The 18,472-nt window shown below is 55.8% G+C and carries 17 protein-coding genes, 6 tRNA genes and 2 other RNA genes; 6 read left to right on the forward strand and 19 right to left on the reverse strand.

The window, feature by feature from the left end; all coding sequences use genetic code 11:
- The first annotated feature begins 97 nt into the window (after nt 1–97).
- Nucleotides 98–850 carry a 2,3-diphosphoglycerate-dependent phosphoglycerate mutase gene (gene gpmA, locus IFU29_RS07900; RefSeq protein ID WP_048916699.1) on the forward strand — a complete coding sequence of 251 codons (753 nt, stop codon included), beginning with the start codon at nt 98–100 and terminating at the stop codon, nt 848–850.
- Nucleotides 851–909: 59 nt separating this feature from the next.
- On the opposite strand, the gene aroG is transcribed toward gpmA, so the two are convergent.
- Nucleotides 910–1,962, reverse strand: a complete 1,053-nt coding sequence (gene aroG / locus IFU29_RS07905) for a 3-deoxy-7-phosphoheptulonate synthase AroG (protein WP_191933441.1) — start codon at nt 1,960–1,962, stop codon at nt 910–912.
- A 291-nt stretch (nt 1,963–2,253) separates the two neighbouring features.
- On the opposite strand from aroG, the gene IFU29_RS07910 reads away from it, so the two are divergent.
- The 4 genes from IFU29_RS07910 (at nt 2,254) to zitB (ending at nt 7,337) form a co-directional block, all read left to right on the forward strand.
- Entirely contained in the window at nt 2,254–2,592 is a 339-nt protein-coding gene (locus IFU29_RS07910; protein WP_191931090.1) for a YbgS-like family protein, read from the forward strand.
- A gap of 116 nt (nt 2,593–2,708) precedes the next feature.
- Nucleotides 2,709–3,299 (forward strand): response regulator transcription factor, encoded by a 591-nt coding sequence (locus IFU29_RS07915; RefSeq protein ID WP_191933442.1) that lies wholly within the window; start codon nt 2,709–2,711, stop codon nt 3,297–3,299.
- Entirely contained in the window at nt 3,299–6,415 is a 3,117-nt protein-coding gene (locus tag IFU29_RS07920; protein ID WP_191933664.1) for a hybrid sensor histidine kinase/response regulator, read from the forward strand. The genes IFU29_RS07915 and IFU29_RS07920 overlap by 1 nt, the downstream gene beginning before the upstream one ends.
- Nucleotides 6,405–7,337, forward strand: coding sequence for a CDF family zinc transporter ZitB (zitB, locus tag IFU29_RS07925; RefSeq protein ID WP_191933443.1), 933 nt, complete (start codon nt 6,405–6,407; stop codon nt 7,335–7,337). The genes IFU29_RS07920 and zitB overlap by 11 nt, the downstream gene beginning before the upstream one ends.
- A gap of 50 nt (nt 7,338–7,387) precedes the next feature.
- Here the strand turns inward: zitB and pnuC are convergent, their stop codons facing one another.
- From pnuC to IFU29_RS07940, 3 genes are all read right to left on the reverse strand, one after another.
- Nucleotides 7,388–8,086 (reverse strand): nicotinamide riboside transporter PnuC, encoded by a 699-nt coding sequence (pnuC, locus tag IFU29_RS07930; protein ID WP_062749365.1) that lies wholly within the window; start codon nt 8,084–8,086, stop codon nt 7,388–7,390.
- Between the two features lie 43 nt (nt 8,087–8,129).
- Complete coding sequence (gene nadA, locus IFU29_RS07935; protein WP_191933444.1) at nt 8,130–9,197, reverse strand: quinolinate synthase NadA; 1,068 nt, start codon at nt 9,195–9,197, stop codon at nt 8,130–8,132.
- 155 nt (nt 9,198–9,352) lie between these two features.
- Nucleotides 9,353–9,859 (reverse strand): methylated-DNA--[protein]-cysteine S-methyltransferase, encoded by a 507-nt coding sequence (locus IFU29_RS07940; RefSeq protein ID WP_191933445.1) that lies wholly within the window; start codon nt 9,857–9,859, stop codon nt 9,353–9,355.
- A gap of 167 nt (nt 9,860–10,026) precedes the next feature.
- Between IFU29_RS07940 and IFU29_RS07945 the strand changes: the two genes are divergently transcribed.
- On the forward strand, nt 10,027–11,484 hold the full coding sequence (locus tag IFU29_RS07945) for an AlkA N-terminal domain-containing protein (protein WP_191933446.1): 1,458 nt from the start codon (nt 10,027–10,029) through the stop codon (nt 11,482–11,484).
- Nucleotides 11,485–11,670: 186 nt separating this feature from the next.
- On the opposite strand, the gene IFU29_RS07950 is transcribed toward IFU29_RS07945, so the two are convergent.
- The 15 genes from IFU29_RS07950 to ybgC all read right to left on the reverse strand — a co-directional run bounded on the left by IFU29_RS07950 (nt 11,671) and on the right by ybgC (nt 18,320).
- Nucleotides 11,671–11,795: non-coding RNA, RtT sRNA (locus IFU29_RS07950), on the reverse strand.
- 122 nt (nt 11,796–11,917) lie between these two features.
- Nucleotides 11,918–11,993 (reverse strand) — tRNA-Lys (locus IFU29_RS07955).
- Nucleotides 11,994–11,997: 4 nt separating this feature from the next.
- Nucleotides 11,998–12,073: transfer RNA gene (locus IFU29_RS07960), tRNA-Val, on the reverse strand.
- A 30-nt stretch (nt 12,074–12,103) separates the two neighbouring features.
- Nucleotides 12,104–12,179: transfer RNA gene (locus tag IFU29_RS07965), tRNA-Lys, on the reverse strand.
- Between the two features lie 43 nt (nt 12,180–12,222).
- Nucleotides 12,223–12,336: non-coding RNA, RtT sRNA (locus IFU29_RS07970), on the reverse strand.
- A 12-nt stretch (nt 12,337–12,348) separates the two neighbouring features.
- Nucleotides 12,349–12,424: transfer RNA gene (locus IFU29_RS07975), tRNA-Lys, on the reverse strand.
- Nucleotides 12,425–12,428: 4 nt separating this feature from the next.
- A tRNA-Val gene (locus tag IFU29_RS07980) sits at nt 12,429–12,504 on the reverse strand.
- A gap of 30 nt (nt 12,505–12,534) precedes the next feature.
- Nucleotides 12,535–12,610: transfer RNA gene (locus tag IFU29_RS07985), tRNA-Lys, on the reverse strand.
- Nucleotides 12,611–12,774: 164 nt separating this feature from the next.
- A complete protein-coding gene (cpoB, locus tag IFU29_RS07990; RefSeq protein ID WP_191933447.1) occupies nt 12,775–13,578 on the reverse strand; it encodes a cell division protein CpoB in 804 nt (267 codons plus the stop codon).
- Between the two features lie 9 nt (nt 13,579–13,587).
- On the reverse strand, nt 13,588–14,106 hold the full coding sequence (gene pal, locus IFU29_RS07995) for a peptidoglycan-associated lipoprotein Pal (RefSeq protein ID WP_062748485.1): 519 nt from the start codon (nt 14,104–14,106) through the stop codon (nt 13,588–13,590).
- Nucleotides 14,107–14,150: 44 nt separating this feature from the next.
- Nucleotides 14,151–15,443 carry a Tol-Pal system beta propeller repeat protein TolB gene (gene tolB, locus IFU29_RS08000; RefSeq protein ID WP_191933448.1) on the reverse strand — a complete coding sequence of 431 codons (1,293 nt, stop codon included), beginning with the start codon at nt 15,441–15,443 and terminating at the stop codon, nt 14,151–14,153.
- Between the two features lie 109 nt (nt 15,444–15,552).
- The gene (gene tolA, locus IFU29_RS08005) at nt 15,553–16,761 is read right to left on the reverse strand and encodes a cell envelope integrity protein TolA (protein WP_191933449.1); all 1,209 of its coding nucleotides are present in this window, start codon (nt 16,759–16,761) and stop codon (nt 15,553–15,555) included.
- 29 nt (nt 16,762–16,790) lie between these two features.
- Complete coding sequence (gene tolR, locus IFU29_RS08010; protein WP_062748479.1) at nt 16,791–17,219, reverse strand: colicin uptake protein TolR; 429 nt, start codon at nt 17,217–17,219, stop codon at nt 16,791–16,793.
- 13 nt (nt 17,220–17,232) lie between these two features.
- Entirely contained in the window at nt 17,233–17,910 is a 678-nt protein-coding gene (gene tolQ / locus IFU29_RS08015; RefSeq protein WP_171148735.1) for a Tol-Pal system protein TolQ, read from the reverse strand.
- A gap of 5 nt (nt 17,911–17,915) precedes the next feature.
- A complete protein-coding gene (ybgC, locus tag IFU29_RS08020) occupies nt 17,916–18,320 on the reverse strand; it encodes a tol-pal system-associated acyl-CoA thioesterase (protein WP_191933450.1) in 405 nt (134 codons plus the stop codon).
- Between the last annotated feature and the right edge of the window lie 152 nt (nt 18,321–18,472).

An 18,472-nucleotide genomic window follows, 5' to 3' on the forward strand; every position in this document is an offset into this window, starting at 1 on the left:
GCTATGGTAATGCACATTAAAATTGCCGCGGCGTTGTTTCCGGCAGTTTACCGGTCACCATTATCATAGAAACGTAAAGTTATTAAGGAGTTAAGCTATGGCTGTAACTAAGCTGGTTCTGGTACGTCACGGCGAAAGCCAGTGGAACAATGAAAACCGTTTCACCGGTTGGTATGACGTTGATCTGTCAGACAAAGGCCGCACCGAGGCGAAAGCCGCCGGTCAGCTGCTGAAGAAAGAAGGCTTCACCTTCGATTTCGCTTACACTTCTGTGCTGAAACGTGCCATCCATACGCTGTGGAACATTCTGGATGAAGTGGATCAGGTCTGGCTGCCGGTAGAAAAATCCTGGCGTCTGAACGAGCGTCACTACGGTGCGCTGCAGGGTCTGGATAAAGCAGAAACCGCGCAGAAGTACGGTGACGACCAGGTGAAACAGTGGCGTCGTGGTTTTGCCGTGACCCCACCTGAGCTGGACCGCGCCGATGAGCGTTTCCCTGGCCACGACCCGCGTTACGCTTCACTGACCGCTGAACAGCTGCCTACCACAGAAAGCCTGGCGCTGACCATTGACCGCGTACTGCCTTACTGGAATGAGTCAATCCTGCCACGCATGAAAAGCGGTGAGAAAGTGATTATCGCTGCTCACGGTAACTCACTGCGTGCGCTGGTGAAGTACCTGGACAACATGAGTGAAGAAGAGATCCTCGAACTGAACATCCCGACCGGCGTGCCGCTGGTGTATGAGTTCGACGAAAACTTCAAGCCGATCAAACATTACTACCTGGGTGATGCTGACGAGATCGCGGCGAAAGCGGCGGCCGTGGCCAACCAGGGCAAAGCGAAGTAATTTTTCGTGAGATCAAAAAACCCGCCATCAGGCGGGTTTTTTTATGCGTCCAGGCTGGACTAGCCGCGACGCGCTTTCACTGCACCGGCCAGCTGGCGCAGGACGGCTTCAGTATCTTCCCAGCCAATACAGGCGTCGGTGACGCTTTTGCCGTAGACCAGTGGTTCACCACTTTCCAGACTCTGATTCCCTTCCACCAGGTGACTTTCAATCATCACGCCGATAATGGCGCTGTCGCCGGCGGCGATCTGCTGTGCCACATCCGCTGACACCTCCAGCTGCTTTTTAAACTGCTTGCTGCTGTTCGCATGACTGAAATCGATCATGATCTGAGGTTCCAGACCCGCTTTCTCCAGCCCCGATTTTACGGCGCTGACATGATGCGCGCTGTAGTTAGGTTCTTTGCCCCCGCGCAGAATAATATGACAGTCTTCATTCCCTGCCGTCTCAACAATCGCTGAATGGCCATATTTAGTGACTGACAGGAAGCAGTGTGGCGCACTGGCCGCACCAATGGCGTCAATCGCCACTTTGATGGTGCCGTCGGTGCCATTTTTAAAACCTACCGGGCAGGAAAGACCGGAGGAGAGCTCCCGGTGCACCTGTGATTCTGTAGTGCGTGCGCCAATGGCACCCCAGCTCATCAGATCAGCCACGTACTGTGGGGTGATCATATCCAGGAATTCCCCCGCCGCCGGCAGGCCGCTGTCATTGATTTCCAGCAGCAGCTGACGGGCAATACGCAGGCCGTCATTAATCTGGAAACTTCCGTCCATATGCGGATCGTTAATCAGCCCTTTCCAGCCTACCGTGGTGCGCGGTTTTTCAAAATAGACGCGCATCACCACTTCCAGCGAATCTTTCAGCTCGTCACGCAGCGTCAAAAGGCGTGAGGCATACTCTTTTGCCGCAACGGTATCGTGGATTGAACAGGGGCCAATCACCACCAGCAGACGATCGTCCTGCTTTTTCAGAATTTGATGAATCGCCTGGCGCGCAGAAGAGACTGTGGCAGCCGCCTTGTCCGTGGCAGGGAATTTTTCAAATAACGCAACCGGAGGTAAAAGCTCTTTTATCTCTTTGATTCTTAAGTCATCATTCTGATAATTCATAGTATTTCCAGGTAATTACATTGCCATCCTGCACACCAGGCGCATCCGTTCCAATTTATCGCGACTCCCCTGCCCTGTAAATCGCCTTTCGTGACTAAAAGCGCCGGACACATTTGATCTTTCCACAGGCTCTACTACACTTTTAAGCGTTAACTCTTGAAAAAAACGTATTTGCACCACTAATGATTATTGGGTGGTCCATATGCGGGATTTTATTTTGCCAGAAGTGGATTTACCTCAGACCTTAAAGTTCTGGTTGTTCGCCAGTATTCATAAAATTAACGGAGCATAATGATGAATAAGTTTGCAATCGTATTCCTGACAGCAGCAATGACTTTAGGCAGCGGCGCGGCGATGGCTGCAGGTGACGGTAATGGCTCTGCCAACGCGGCTGCCGATGCAGGTGCAGTGGCACCAGGTGCAAAAGAGAATTTGCCACCGAATAAAGTGGATAACAGCAAAATTAACACCTCTGGTGATAATGCCACGCACAAAGACATGAAAAACCACAATGGCATGAGCGCGGATGAAGTGAACAAAAACGCGCAGTGCAAAGATGGCAAATGCCCGGATATTAATTCCAAAGTGGGTGAAGGCGCGGATACCAAAACTGACGGCACCACTCAGTAATTCCTGCGCGTAAGCGAATAAATAAAGGAGAGCGGAAGCTCTCCTTTTTTGTTTCTTATTTTCATCAGCAACCTCATCGGCTATTCTGACCGCCCAGTTTGATTTCGGACCCCTTAATGACCACGTTGCTGCTGATTGACGATCATCCGCTGGTGCAAGTAGCGCTGGAAGCCGCCTTACGTCACGCACCGTTCCCTCTTACGCTGCTGGCTGCAGAAGATCAGCAGACGGCACTGGATCTGCTCAACCGGCAGACGGTCAATGTGGTGATCCTTGATATCGGCCTGCCCGACAGCGACGGCCTGCAGCTGCTGAAGCGGATCAAGCGTCTGTACGCTGAACTTCCGGTAGTGATCTACTCCGCTCAGGAAGAGCGCGTGTGGCCAAGACTGGCGGAAGAAGCCGGCGCATCCGGATATGTGGCTAAGCGTCAGCCCGTCAGCCAGCTGCTGTCTGCCGTGCTGGCGGTCATGGGGGGCCAGCGGGCCTTCCCCCCGCAGCAGCCCGATGAAACCCCGCACGAGCAACTTACGGCGAAAGAGTTACAGATCCTCGCTCTGCTGGCCCGCGGCCAGTCAAACCTGCAGATTGCCGCCCAGCTGAATATCAGTAACAAAACCGTCAGCACGCATAAAAAAAATATCATGGAAAAAACCGGGGCGCAGTCGGTGGTTGAACTGGCCCGACTCTGGCAGTCGCGGCAGTGATGACCCGTCTGCTGTTTCTGATTCTGCTGCTGTGTGTCACCAGCGCCAGTGCCAGTCTGCGTCCCGTCAGCAGCATTGCGCTGCCGCAGGAGATGATGCCGCTGGATTCCGCCCCGGCCGGATGGGAGAAGCCTCTGCGCATGGGCGTTCTGTGCTGCGGTAACTCACCATGGAATATGGTCGTCGGTAACGATCTTTACGGCATCAATGCCGATTACCTGGTGGCGCTGCAGCAGACCACCGGTCTGAGTATGACCGTAGCGCGTTTTGACGACCTGCCCGCGATGTTTCAGGCACTGCAGCAGGGCAAGGTGGACGCGCTGTTTGGCGTGCCGCAGCAGCCCCTTCCGGCAGGCCTGAGCGCTACGCAGCCGTGGTTTAGCAGCCCGCTGCGCATCTACCGCAACCGCAACAATCTGCGCCCGGTAATGTTCAACTCCGCCGAGGCTCGTATCAGCGTCAGCCGTGACACCCTGGCGCGCGTCAATCCGGCCTTCGCCCGCCAGCATAGCTGGCAGATCACCGACACCGATTTGCAGGCGCTGTCTGGCCTGCTGAATCAGCACAGTGATTACGTGGTGGCGGATGAGACCAGCGCCGGTTTCCTGCTCGGCCAGCTCCAGCAGGGGGAAGTGTATCAGCTGGCCTCTGCCCTCGACCCCGGAAAAATACAGCTGCAAACTGTGACCCGTGACGCCGCGCTGACCCGGCTGCTGGACAACGCTATCCGGCAGTTGCCTATGGAAGTGATTAACGGCATTCAGGGCCGCTGGAGCAGCACGCTGCCGCGTTATCAGGACAGCAATACCGCGCGACTGACCCCGATGGAGCGCAGCTGGATTGCACAGCACCCCACGGTGATCTACGCCGCTGTCAGTGATGATTATCCCTGGAGCTACCGTAATGCCAGCGGCCAGCCCGCCGGTTACAGTGTCGATTTACTCAACAGTATCGGGCAGATCACCGGTCTGCGCTTCCAGCCTTACTGGGTCAGCAATGCCCTGCAGGCCGGCACGCTGGTCAGTCAGGGTCGTGCGCTGATCCAGCTCACCCTCCCCCTGACCGGCAATGATGCCATGCTGAACAACTCACAGCCGGTCTGGCGGGCCCTGTGGGGCGTCTATATACGCACTCCGGGCCAGGGTATCAGTCAGTGGAGCGATCTCAAGGATAAGCGGATCGGCGTGAAGCGTGGCGACCTGGCTATTCACCTGCTACCTGCAGACACGGTGCCTCAGGTATTTGATGATACCACCAGCCTGTATGACGCCCTGGCCAGCGGGCAGATTGATGCCCTGGCCGACAATGTCCTGTCCGCGCGCTGGCGCATCCAGAGCCGCTATGCCAGTTCGCTACAGCTGGCGTTTACCGCCAGCGATACCGCCTGGCCGGTGGCGATGGGAACGGCCCACAATCAGCCGCTGCTGCGCGCCCTGCTGAACAGCAGCCTGCAACAGATCCCGACAGAAAGCTGGCAGCGCCTGCGGGAGAACTGGAGCAGTACGCCAGAAAGTTTTAACGACGGCCATCAGGGTGAGATGCGGCCCATTTCCCTGTTTGTGCTGGTCGCCGCCCTTTTCGCCATCGCTTTCCTGCTGATCCTGCTATTCCGCCGCTATCTTGAACAGCGCCGCGAGCGCCAGCAGCGGAAGCTGCTCGAGCAGGAGCGGGAAGTCGCTCAGCGGGAAAACCGGATGAAGAGCCAGTTTCTCGCCACCGTCAGCCATGAACTGCGCACACCGATGCAGGCGGTACTCGGGCTACTTGAGCTGGAGCTGGCGCAGCAGCCTCAGCGCCATAATTTGTCCCTGATCCACAGTAGCGCCTCCGGGCTACTGACACTGCTGAACGATCTGCAGGATCACGCCCGGGTTGAAAACAACAGTTTCAGTCTGGTGCTGAAGCCTCTTGAGCCGCAAAGCTGGCTGCAACGGCAGGAGGTGTTTTATCATCCCCTGATGCGGCGTAACGGGCCGCAGCTGCGGGTCAGCGCCCTCACGCCACTGCCCGCATGGGTGCTGATTGACGGTGAACGACTGCAGCAGATCGCCAATAATCTTATCGGCAACGCCATTAAATTCACCTCGCAGGGCGAAATCCATCTCACCCTGGCCAGACAGGAACATCCGCCAGGGCTCTGTCTGCGGGTCAGCGATACCGGCAGCGGTATCCCGGCGGACGAGCAGCAGCGCCTGTTTGAACCCTGGTACCAGACACCGTCTGGTCGCCAGCTTTCGGTACAGGGCAGCGGACTGGGTCTGTCTATCTGCCGGGAAATCGTCACCCGCATGGGCGGCGACATTGCACTGCGTTCGGTACCCGGGGAAGGAACCTGTGTCAGTGTTACCCTGCCGTGCCAGACCATTAATGCCCCGCAGAAAAGCGCGTCCTCCGACCGGCCAGAAGCGATCCCTGTCAGCCACTTGCGCGCAGCGATTGTTGATGACCACCCCACCAACCTGCTGGTTATGCAGCAGCAGCTGGCGCACTGTGGCATTCAGGCAGAAACCTATTCCGACGGCCGTGCCCTGCTGCACGCCGCGCAGAGCCGGCAGTGGGACCTGCTGTTTATCGACGTCAACATGCCCCACCCGGACGGACTGACGCTGGCGAAAATCCTGCGCCGTCGCGAACGGGGTCAGGCGCACCGCACCCGCATCATCCTGTGCTCCGCCGATGCGCAGATTCAGAGTCACCCTCAGGCACAGCAAATTGCCGACCGTCTGCTGCTAAAACCGGTCTCACTGGGCGATATCACCACCCTGTTACAGACGGAAAGCCCTCTGCCCTTTGCCGATCTGCCGCAGCGACTGCAGCAGCTGGCGCATCATGATGAGCACTATTTACAACGTCTGTCACGGACGTTGAGTGAAACACTGACCCGCGACGGTGAGGTGATGCTCAAGGCCATGGCCGCCGAAGAGTGGGTAGCGCTTGAAAAAGCCGCCCACCGAATGAAAGGCAGCTGGCTGCTGCTGGGATACAGTGAAGGGGAAGTGTTATGTCAGCAGGTGATTACGGCGGCGCAGACTCATCAGGATGCTAAATCTGCGCTAAATTTACTGATATCCTTCAGCAATAAGTTACTCACTCAACTGGATTCGTATGGCTCATAACCACGGTGATACCGACACCAACCGTTCGCGGTTACTCGCTGCTTTTGCTGTCACCGCCCTCTTTATGGTGGCGGAGGTGGCTGGCGGGCTGATCTCCGGCTCGCTGGCACTGCTGGCCGATGCCGGGCACATGCTGACTGATGCCGCGGCGCTGCTACTGGCGCTGATGGCTACGCATTTTTCCCGTCGCCCCCCCACAGCCCGGCATTCGTTTGGCCTGCTGCGTTTAACCACGCTGGCCGCTTTTGTTAACGCCATCGCGCTGCTGGTCATTACGGCGCTGATTGTCTGGGAAGCGATCAACCGCTTCTGGCAGCCGCAGCCGGTGGCCGGGGGTATGATGCTGGTTATCGCCGTTGGCGGGCTGCTGGCCAACCTGCTTTCTCTGTGGCTGCTGCGCAGCGGCAGTCAGGAGAAAAACCTGAACGTGCGCGCGGCCGCGCTCCACGTGCTGGGCGATCTGCTGGGTTCCGTTGGGGCGATTGTTGCCGCGATAATTATTATGCTGACAGGATGGACGCCGGTTGATCCGATTCTGTCCGTTCTGGTGTCGGTACTGGTCTTGCGGAGCGGATGGTCGCTGATGAAAGAGAGCGGTCGTGAACTGCTGGAAGGCGCACCTGCGGGTATCGATGTGGTGAAGCTGCAGCGGGCGCTGGTGCGCAGCATTCCGGAAGTACGAAATATCCATCATCTGCATTTATGGCAGGTAGGAGAAAAGCCGGTGATCACCCTGCACGTACACGTGGTCCCTCCCCACGATCATGATGCCCTGCTGCATCGCATCCACCATTACCTGCATGAACACTATGAGATTGAACATGCCACGGTGCAGATGGAGTACCAGTCGTGTCAGTCTGATGACTGTGACCTGCAGTGGATTCAGGGCAGCGGCGGCGCGCATCACTCTCACCACCACTAGTGGCCAACGGGGCGGCCGATACAGCGGGCCGCCCCTGTTCTGCGTTCAGATCAGCGCTGGCGGGCGCTTTTCATCCACAGCCACGAGCCATTCAGAGCGATAAGCGTCAGCAGCGCATATTCCAGCGCCATCGCATAGACTCCCTGACGGGCAAATATCATCACGCTGATCACATTGATCACCACCCACAGCAGCCAGTTTTCAACGTATTTTCTGGTCATCAGGATCATCGCCACAATCGACAGCACCATCATGCAGGAATCCCAGAACGGGAAGGCATCCGGCTGCAGCTGCGGCATCACCACGTTCAGGCCCATCCCCTGCATCAGGGAGACGGCGGCCTGGGTCAGGAAGGCAAACACCGGGTCGATATAGCGCGTCATCAGTGCAATGGCCACCACAATCGCAGCCCCCCAGCCGAGCAGTTTTGGCAGCGGCAGCCAGCGAATTTTCAGCGCCTGCTGATTATCGCTGGTTTGCCGGCTCCAGGCGTACCACCCGTAAATATTGGCGACAAAGAAAAACAGCTGCAACAGCAGGCTGGCGTACAGCTGGATCTGGAAGAAAATCACCGCGAACAACGTGACGTTAATCAGGCCAAATGCGTAGTTAACAATCTTTTCCAGACTCGCCAGCCAGATACACAACAGGCCGGCAAGGGTTCCGATCGCTTCGATCCAGGACAGATCGTAACCACCGGCCCCGAGAGGAATATGAACCAGAATATTAGAGGTACTGAAAAAATCCATATTACGAAATCCTTCAATGAAAAACCTGGAACAGAACCGGCTGTCAGGCGTTGCCTTTACCCGCGATCTTAATTTTAAGATCTGCTGCAAAGGTTAGCATACGATCCAGTGGGATCAATGCCGCCTGACGCAGCGCCTCATCAACAAAAATTTCATGTTCACGGCCGCCCTGCTCCAGGGCATCGGCCATCGCCTTCAGCCCATTCATCGCCATCCACGGACAGTGAGCGCAGCTACGGCAGGTGGCCCCCTCACCGGCAGTCGGTGCTTCCAGCAGCTCCTTATCCGGGCAGGCCTGCTGCATCTTGTAGAAAATGCCGCGATCTGTAGCGACGATCATCTGCTTCTGCGGCAGGGTTTGTGCGGCATGGATAAGCTGGCTGGTCGATCCGACGGCATCGGCAAGATCGACGATGGCCTGGGGCGATTCCGGGTGTACCAGCACCGCCGCCTCCGGATAAAGCCGCTTCATGCGCTGCAGCGCCTGCGTTTTAAACTCGTCGTGAACGATGCAGGCCGCCTGCCAGCAGATAACGTCCGCACCGGTTTTACCCGTCACGTACTGCCCCAGATGACGGTCCGGTGCCCAGATAATTTTCTCTCCCAGGCTGTCCAGGTGCTCAATCAACTCAACGGCAATGCTGGAAGTCACCACCCAGTCGGCACGTGCTTTTACCGCTGCTGAGGTATTGGCGTACACCACCACGGTACGATCGGGGTGTGCATCGCAGAAAGCGCTGAATTCTTCCACCGGGCAGCCCAGATCGAGTGAACACTCCGCCTGTAACGTCGGCATCAGAATCGTTTTTTCCGGGCTGAGGATCTTCGCCGTCTCGCCCATAAAGCGGACGCCAGCCACCAGCAGCGTGGAGGCAGGATGCTGGCTGCCAAAGCGCGCCATCTCCAGAGAGTCGGAGACGCAGCCGCCGGTTTCTTCCGCCAGCGCCTGGATCTCGGGGTCGGTATAGTAATGCGCGACCAGAACGGCATTCCTCTCTTTCAGCAGACGCCGGATTTTCTCGCGATAAAACGCCTGTTCATCAACGGATAATCGGGCCGGTTTAGGCGGAAAAGGATAAACGGCAGCTTCAGGATCGAACATCAGGCTCATAAGACGACTCTCGTTTCATCAACTTAACCGAATTAGCGCGGAATGCCGATCCGACGCCAACTCTACGGCTGGTTTGTTTTATATGCTAAACACGATAGCGGAAAAATGAACCGGTGTCGCCGGGTTTTTACGTTTTCAGCTGGAGGTGAAACCGCTTAAAAGAGCGGGTCTTCCTGCCACAGCTGTCCGCCTTCCAGACGCAGCAGGAAAGCTTTGGTTTCCAGCCCGCCTGCAAACCCGGTCAGCTTGCCGTTGGCGCCAATCACGCGGTGGCAGGGCGCAATTATCGAGACAGGATTACGCCCATTCGCGGCCCCTACTGCCCGCACCGCAGCCGGGCTGCCAACCTGTCGGGCGATCTCGCTGTAGCTGCGCGTCTCGCCGAAGGGAATGGTCACCAGAGCAGCCCAGACCCGCCGCTGGAATTCGGTGCCAATAAAGTCAAGCGTCAGATCGAACTGCTGCCGCTCACCGGCAAAGTACTCACGCAGCTGCTTTTCCGTTTCCAGCAGCGTCACATGGTGCACATCTTCCTGCTGGGGGCGGAAGCGCACGCGTTTTGGATCGTCATTTTCCCACAGCACCGCTGCCAGACCACGCTCGGTCGCCACCAGTTTCAGTTCTCCCACCGGGGAGCCGATCATTTTGTACCAGAAAGCCATCTTCCCTCTCCTTTCGTATCAGGGGCACGGTATATTATGCCCGGGCGGTGGCGTATGACTCGCCGTTTTCGGACAGCAGCACAGAATAGTTTCGTGGCCGAAAATGGCGAGTACAGGATGTGCTAAGCGCCTACTCTGAGGTGAATTCAGTGCTACAGGACATAAAGATGATTGACCCGATCTCTGCCTATCTTGCCCTGACATCCCGTGATGCGCGATTTGACGGGATATTCTACGTGGGTGTGACGTCTACCGGTATTTATTGTCGCCCGGTTTGCCCGGTGAAAGCCCCTCAGGCGGCAAACTGTCGTTTTTTTGACAGTGCTGAGGCAGCAGAAAAAGCCGCTTTCCGCCCCTGCCTGCGCTGCCGCCCCGAGCTGGCACCGGGCCATGCGCCGGTGGATAACGGGCAGCGTATTGCTGAACGCCTGATGCAGCGGATCGATGAAGGACTGATTGAGCAGGTAGAAAGCCTGGATGAGATCGCCGCCCATTTTGATCTCAGCCTCCGTCAGCTGCGCCGTATTGTGCAGAAAGAGCTGGGGGTCTCGCCTCAGGAATTGCGTCAGACCCGCCGTCTGCTACTGGCCAAACAGTTACTCAGCGAAACCCATCTGCCGGTGACGGAAATCGCCTTTGCCAGCGGTTTCTCCAGCCTGCGCCGTTTTAACGCCGCGTTCAGCCAGCAATACCGTATGTCGCCATCCCGCCTGCGCAAAAGCGGTCCTACGCGGTCAGGGGACGGTAATATCGGGGAAACGTCGGTATTGCAGTTAAGCTATCGTCCCCCCTACGACTGGGAAGCCATGCTGGCCTTTCTCCGGCGGCGCGCGCTGCCGGGCGTGGAACACGTCGATGATCACAGTTATGCCCGTACGGTGCGTCTGGGGGCGCACAGTGGATGGATCCGCGTCACTCAGCGCAGTGAAAAGAACGTGTTGCAGGTTGAGTTTACTCATTCGCTGAATGCGGTATTGCCGGTGTTGCTCCGACGGCTGCGAAATTTGTTTGATCTGAGCGCCCGGCCTGACCTGATTGCGCTGCATCTCAGCCAGGATCCGCTGTTAGCCCCCCGGGTACTGGCCAACCCGGGGCTGCGGGTTCCCGGCGCTTTTGATGGCTTTGAGATGGCCGTACGGGCGATTCTGGGTCAGCAGATCACCGTTAAAGCAGCGGCCACGCTGGGTGCGCGTTTCGCGACTGCGCTGGGAGACCCCTTCGCCACATCGGTGGCAGAGCTGACGCATCTTTCCCCCCTGCCGGCAAGGGTAGCGCAGTGCAGCATTGATGAGATTGCCCGCCTGGGAATTGTCAGTGTGCGCACCCGCTGCATTCTGGCTCTGGCAGCGCACTGCGCACAGGGCACACTGCAGCTGGATGCGGCAAGCCATCCGGATCGGATCGTCGCACAGCTTCTGTCCCTGCCGGGCATTGGTGACTGGACGGCACAATACCTCGCTATGCGAGCACTACGCTGGCCTGACGCCTTTCCTGCGGGAGATATTGTTGTACGCAATAACCTGGGCGGTCTGAGCGCCAGAGAAGCAGAGGAGCGCTCTCAGCGATGGCGACCCTGGCGCAGTTATGCAGTGATGCATATCTGGAACAGCGGTAAGCTGCTGTGATGATAAAATTCGGTACGGGACGGCCGCAAAAAAGGTCGTCCCCGACGCTGGCTGAATCTCATGGCGGGAGCTGACCTTATTTGTGGTCAACCCCGATGCTCTGCATTCGACCCAACTCTGCTGGCGGTTCGAACCCCGCCCGGGTGACAGATAGCAAAAAGGCGCCTTTAGGGCGCCTTTCTACATTGGTGGGTCGTGCAGGATGACTCGGCGTTGCCTCGCCCTTCGGGTCGTTGCCTTCAGCAACGCTGTCTCACTGCGCTCGACGCGAACCTGCGGCAGGTTCTCATCCGGCACGTTAAACATCAGAGCACAGAAACGAAAAAAGCGCCCGTGAGGCGCTTCTTTCTGAATTGGTGGGTCGTGCAGGATGACTCGGCGTTGCCTCGCCCTTCNAACGAAAAAAGCGCCCGTAAGGCGCTTCTTTCTGAATTGGTGGGTCGTGCAGGATTCGAACCTGCGACCAATTGATTAAAAGTCAACTGCTCTACCAACTGAGCTAACGACCCGATATGGTGGGTGATGACGGGCTCGAACCGCCGACCCCCTCCGTGTAAAGGAGATGCTCTACCAACTGAGCTAATCACCCATATCGAAACTTTAAAGCAAAACGTATTAGTGGTGGGTCGTGCAGGGCTCGAACCTGCGACCAATTGATTAAAAGTCAACTGCTCTACCAACTGAGCTAACGACCCGCAATACGGTAAATCTGGACTTTTTTCACTGACTGACTTGAAGTGGTGGGTCGTGCAGGATGACTTCGCCCTTCGGGCCGTTGCTAAAGCAACGTTGTCTCGCTTTCGCTCGACTCGAACCTTTTACGGTTCTCATCCTTCACGGTTTGCACCGCTTACTACTTTGAAGTGGTGGGTCGTGCAGGATTCGAACCTGCGACCAATTGATTAAAAGTCAACTGCTCTACCAACTGAGCTAACGACCCGATATGGTGGGTGATGACGGGCTCGAACCGCCGACCCCCTCCGTGTAAAGGAGATGCTCTACCAACTGAGCTAATCACCCATATCGAAACTTCAAAGCAAAACGTAATAGTGGTGGGTCGTGCAGGGCTCGAACCTGCGACCAATTGATTAAAAGTCAACTGCTCTACCAACTGAGCTAACGACCCACTTTTGTGCTGCTGGCGTCTCTTAACATATCCCCCGGCAACGGCGGCATATATTACTGATTTGAATTTCCAGCGCAACCACTATTTCAGGATAAGTTGTTCAACTGCTTAGGTTTCACGCGGTAAGACCAGAATTCAGGCTAAAAGAGAGCAAAAGTCGTCAGTTACAGTGCTGCTGAACGCTTCTGTGCCTGTTTCGCGGCGTCACTGTTTGGGTACAGTTTTACCACCTGCTGATAGACCGCTTTGGCTTTCGCCTTGTCACCTTTTTCCTGCATGATCACCCCAACCTTCAACAGCGCATCAGCACTCTTGGGAGATTTCGGGTAATTTTTGACAACCGTGGCGAAATAGTAAGCCGCATCGTCTTTTTTGCCTTTGTTGTAATTCAACTGACCAAGCCAGTAATTCGCATTAGGCTGGAAAGTGGAATCCGGGTATTTCTTCACAAAAGCCTGAAACGCTGCGATAGCCTGATCGTACTGTTTCTTCTCCAGTACCAGCGCCACGGCGGCATTATAGTCAGTATTCGCATCGCCACTCTGGGTAGGTGCAGCGGCAGCAGCAGGTGCCGCCGCTGCATTACTGCCATCAGAGGAGGTCCCGGCGGCTGCCGCACCGGCACCTGACGCTGCCGCGGCACCGGCGTTTGCACCACCGCTGCTCAGCGCATCAATCTGCTGATAAAGTCCTTTCTGACGTTCCACGACCTGATTCAGCTGATAGCTATTTTCCTGAATTTGACCACGAAGTGAGTCAATATCATTTTGTGTTTCGGAAAGTTGCTGCTGAAGTTGCTGGAGGAGTTGCGCCTGAGCATTAGAAATACGCTCAAGCGTAGTGACACGGTCTTCGACCGAGCCGGAGCCAACGTTACTGATTGTTGCCTGGGCATTAGCGGCCCAGGGGGCCGCTACGCCAACCAGTAACGACAGACTCAACAGGTGAGTTCTGAAGCTACTAATCATGTGATTCTCTTAGTAAACCAGTACTGCACGACGGTTTTTAGCATACGCTGATTCGTCGTGACCCAGTACGGCAGGTTTTTCTTTACCGTAAGAAACGATAGAGATCTGGTCAGCAGAAACGCCTTTACCCTGCAGGTACATTTTCACTGCTGAAGCACGACGTTCGCCCAGGGCAATGTTGTACTCAGGTGTACCGCGCTCATCCGCATGACCTTCAACAGTCACTTTGTATGATGGGTTGCTACGCAGGAAGTTAGCGTGAGCATCCAGCATCTGAGCGAAGTCAGACGCGATGTCATACTTGTCCAGACCGAAGTAGACGATGTTGTTTTTCTGCAGTTCTTGCATCTGCAGACGTGCCTGCTCATCAGAAGACATGTTACCGCTGTTCATGCCGCTGTTAGAACCGTCACCCATGCCCATACCGTTGGTCTGGTCATTGTTGTTGTTCTTGTGAGAGCTACATGCCGCCACTGCGATTACTGGCAGTGCCAGCATTAAGCCTTTCAGCACTTTGTTCAGTTGCATTATTTAATTCCTATTATAGTTTGCCATACATATTTACACATGCATCACAGATACGGCGACCAGGCAGGAAATTTGACCTGTCCATCGGTTGCCGGAAGACGCGCTTTGAAACGCCCATCCGTCGAAACCAACTGCAATACGGAACCCATACCCTGAGTAGAGCTGTAGATTACCATTGTGCCGTTAGGTGCGAGACTTGGCGTCTCATCCAGGAACGTGTCCGTTAATTGTTGAACGGCTCCCGTTACCAGATCTTGTCGGGCGACGTGTTGAGCGCCACCGTTGGTGCTGATCATCACCATTGATTTGCCATCAGAGCTCACGTCGGCGTCCTGGTTCTGAGAACCTTCCCAGGTAATACGCTGGGCTGTGCCACCGCTGGCGCTGATTTTGTAGATTTGTGGACGACCGGCCTGGTCGGAGGTATAAGCCAGGCTCTGGCTGTCCGGGAACCAGGTCGGTTCAGTGCTGTTATAACGGCCGTCGGTGACCTGATTAATCTGGCCAGACGCCAGGTTCATCACGTACAGGTTCAGGCTACCGGTTTTCGATAACGCAAACGCCAGTTTGCTACCGTCCGGAGAGAAGGCTGGCGCACCGTTGTGACGTGGGAAAGAAGCGACCTGACGGATCGCACCGTTAGCCAGCGTCTGGATAACCAGAGCAGACTTACCGCTTTCAAACGTAACGTAAGCCACTTTGCTGCCGTCTGGAGACCAGGCCGGTGACATCAGTGGCTGTGGTGAGCGGTGGACCACGAACTGGTTGTAGCCATCATAATCCGACACGCGAAGCTCATACGGGAACTGGCCACCGTTGGTCTGGACGACGTAAGCAATGCGGGTGCGGAATGCGCCTTTAATCCCGGTCAGTTTTTCAAAGCTTTCGTCACTGGCCGTATGCGCCGCATAACGCAGCCACTGCTTGGTCACTTTAAACTGATTCTGCGCCAGCACCGCGCCCGGATTACCGGAGGTGTCGACGAGCTGGTAAGAAACCATATAGCTACCGTCAGCGCCTGGTTGTACCTGGCCTACAACAACGGCATCAATACCCAGCGCGGTCCATGCAGCAGGCTGCACTTCTGCAGCAGAGGTCGGCTGCTGGGGTAAACGTGAACGATCGATTGGGTTAAATTTACCGCTGTTGCGCAAGTCGGCAGCAACGATGCCACCGATGTCTTCCGGCGCTGCACCCGGGCCATCCCACTTAAACGGCACAACGCCGATTGGACGAGCCGTATTCACACCCTGAGTGATTTCAATGCGAACTTCTGCATGCGCTACCGCGACAAACAGCATTAAAAAACTCAGCGCTACACGAAATGCCTGCTTCATTCTTTCTCCCTTATCCGGGCATAGCACCCACGATAATTAGCCTTGTATCAAGAAACCTAAGAGTACGGCATGAATAACATAGTTCAACATGCCGCTTATTATCGAATTCTTACAGTTTAAACCCGACTGTCGCTTCTTTCACCGCCTGCCAGACGTCCTGGCTTGGCGGTTTCGGGATTTTCGCCGTGCGTGCAGCACTTAATGCAGCCTGACAAAGCGCAGCATCGCCACCCGCCGTTGTCGCTGAAATCAGCAACCCGTCCGGTGCCAGTTTAATACGGATATCGCAGGTCTGTCCGGCGTACGTATCCGCGCTATACAGTTTACTCTGTATCGCGCCTTTTACCTGGCCAAGATAGCTGTCAATTGCCGCACCGGATGCGCCCGACTTCTTCTGCGTTCCCTGCCCTGCGGCACCGCCGCCACCGGCAGCATTACCGGATTTCGGCGCGTTTTTACCGGAGGTCAGATCGCCCAACAGATCGCCAACGTCACCTGACTCTTTTGCGGCTTCTGCGGCAGCTTTCTTCTTCGCTGCGGCATCGGCTTTCGCTTTTGCCGCTGCCTCGGCTTTGGCTTTCGCTGCGGCTGCGGCTTTCTCTTTGGCTTCTTCTGCCGCTTTTTCTTTCGCTTCCGCCGCCGCCTGCGCTTTGGCTTCCTGAGCCGCTTTCGCATCAGCACTGGCTTTTGCTTTCGCCTCTGCCGCCGCTTTCACTTTTGCGGCTTCGGCTGCGGCCTGTTTCGCTTCTGCCTCAGCTTCTTTTTTTGCGTCAGCAGCGGCTTTTTTCGCCTCTTCTGCTGCTTTCTTCTGGGCGTCAGCGGCGGACTTCGCCTGAGCATCAGCCTGCGCTTTTGCATCGGCTTTTGCTTTTGCTGCTGCGGCTTCCGCCTGCTTCTGCTCCTGCTGCGCCTGCTTCGCCGCATCCGCAGCCTGTTTCTGCTCGCTGGCCTGTTCCGCAGCCTGCTGTTTGGCCTCTTCCTGCGCCTGCAGACGCTCTTTTTCAATCTGTTTCAGTCGTTGCTGTTCAGCAGCCTGCTTCTGCTGCAGTTCTTCCGCCTGCTGTTTAGCCTGCTTCTGACGCTGCTGCTCGGCACGTTTACTGTCGCTCTGCTGATTTTGCTGACGATTGTACTGCTCCACGACCGCGCCAGGATCGACCATGACTGCATCTATATCGCTACCGCCACCGCCGCCGCTGGCGTCGATGTTTTCGTCAAACGAGCTCCATATCAGCACCGCCACCAGAATAATGTGGAAAATGACTGATATTGTTATCGCACGTTTTAACTTTTCGTCTTGCTCGGTTGCCTTCGACACTCTCGGTTCCCAAAAACGGTTCGAATGAATTAAATCGGCTGCGTCATTAATCCGACAGACTTCACGCCTGCCTGATGCAGCAAGTTCAGCGCCTTAATGATTTCCTCGTAAGGAACCTCTTTGGCTCCGCCAATCAGGAACACCGTTTTCGGGTTAGCCGTAATGCGACGCTGCGCTTCGGCCACCACCTGTTCCGCTGGCAGCTGCTCCATCCGATCGTGATCGACCACCAGGCTGTACTGCCCGACACCGGCCACTTCAACAATCACAGGTGGATTATCATCGCTGGAGACTGTTTTAGAATCTGTAGCGTCCGGGAGATCAACTTCCACGCTCTGAGTGATGATTGGCGCCGTTGCCATGAAAATCAGCAGCAGCACCAGCAGCACGTCCAGTAATGGAACAATATTGATCTCGGACTTCACGTCGCGGCGACCGCGACCACGCCTTCTGGCCATGCTAACCTCCGACTTACTTGCTTACGTCGCTTGAGAACGCCTGACGATGCAGGATAGCCGTGAACTCTTCCATGAAGTTGTCGTAGTTCTGCTCCAGCTTGTTCACACGCTGGGTCAGGCGGTTATAGGCCATAACCGCAGGAATTGCCGCGAACAGACCGATTGCGGTGGCAATCAGTGCTTCAGCAATACCAGGTGCCACCATCTGCAAGGTGGCCTGCTTCACCGCACCCAGCGCGATAAAGGCATGCATGATCCCCCACACCGTACCAAACAGACCGATATAAGGACTGATGGATCCTACGGTGCCAAGGAAGGGAATATGGTTTTCCAGCGCTTCCAGCTCACGGTTCATGGAAATGCGCATCGCACGCGTCGCGCCCTCCACCACCGCTTCCGGGGCGTGGTTGTTCGCACGATGCAGGCGGGCAAACTCTTTGAATCCCGCATAGAAAATCTGCTCAGAACCGCCCAGTTCATCGCGACGGGCCTGGCTTTCCTGATAGAGACGAGACAGTTCGATACCGGACCAGAACTTATCTTCAAAGGCGTCGGCATCACGCGTGGCCGCATTCAGAATGCGGGTACGCTGAATGATCACAGCCCACGAGGCGATAGAAAATCCGATCAAAATCAACATGATAAGTTTGACCAGAAGGCTCGCCTTCAGGAACAAATCAAGAATGTTCATGTCAGTCACTGCTTGAACTCCGCGACAATAGACTTGGGAAGCGCTATCGGCTTCATTAGATGTGGATTGATGCAGGCGATCAGGACCTCTGCTTCATTGAGCACACGGCCTTCTGCATTAACGATGCGTTGTGCGAATGTCATGGTCGTTCTGGTCATGCCAACAACCTCGCATTGCACTTCGAGCATATCGTCGAGGCGTGCAGCTGCAAGGTAATCAACCGTGATACGGCGCACCACAAAGGCGACCTGCTGTTCCAGCAGAACCTGTTGGTTGAAATGGCGCTGACGCAGCATTTCAGTTCGTGCCCGTTCATAAAAAGCGACATAGCTGGCGTGATAAACCACACCACCGGCATCGGTATCTTCGTAATAGACACGCACCGGCCATCGAAACAGCGTTGTACTCACTCTACATCCCGGTAATGCTAACGTTGGTACAGGAAAACGTTGCTACTATACGCAAGACCTAACACATTGGGAATGGGTTGCCACAGGCTGATGAAAATAATTATTGCACAGTAACAACTTCACTAATTTCAGCACATTTGTTAGACAGTCAT

The organism is Erwinia persicina (genome assembly GCF_014838825.1).
GTDB lineage: Bacteria > Pseudomonadota > Gammaproteobacteria > Enterobacterales > Enterobacteriaceae > Erwinia > Erwinia persicina_A.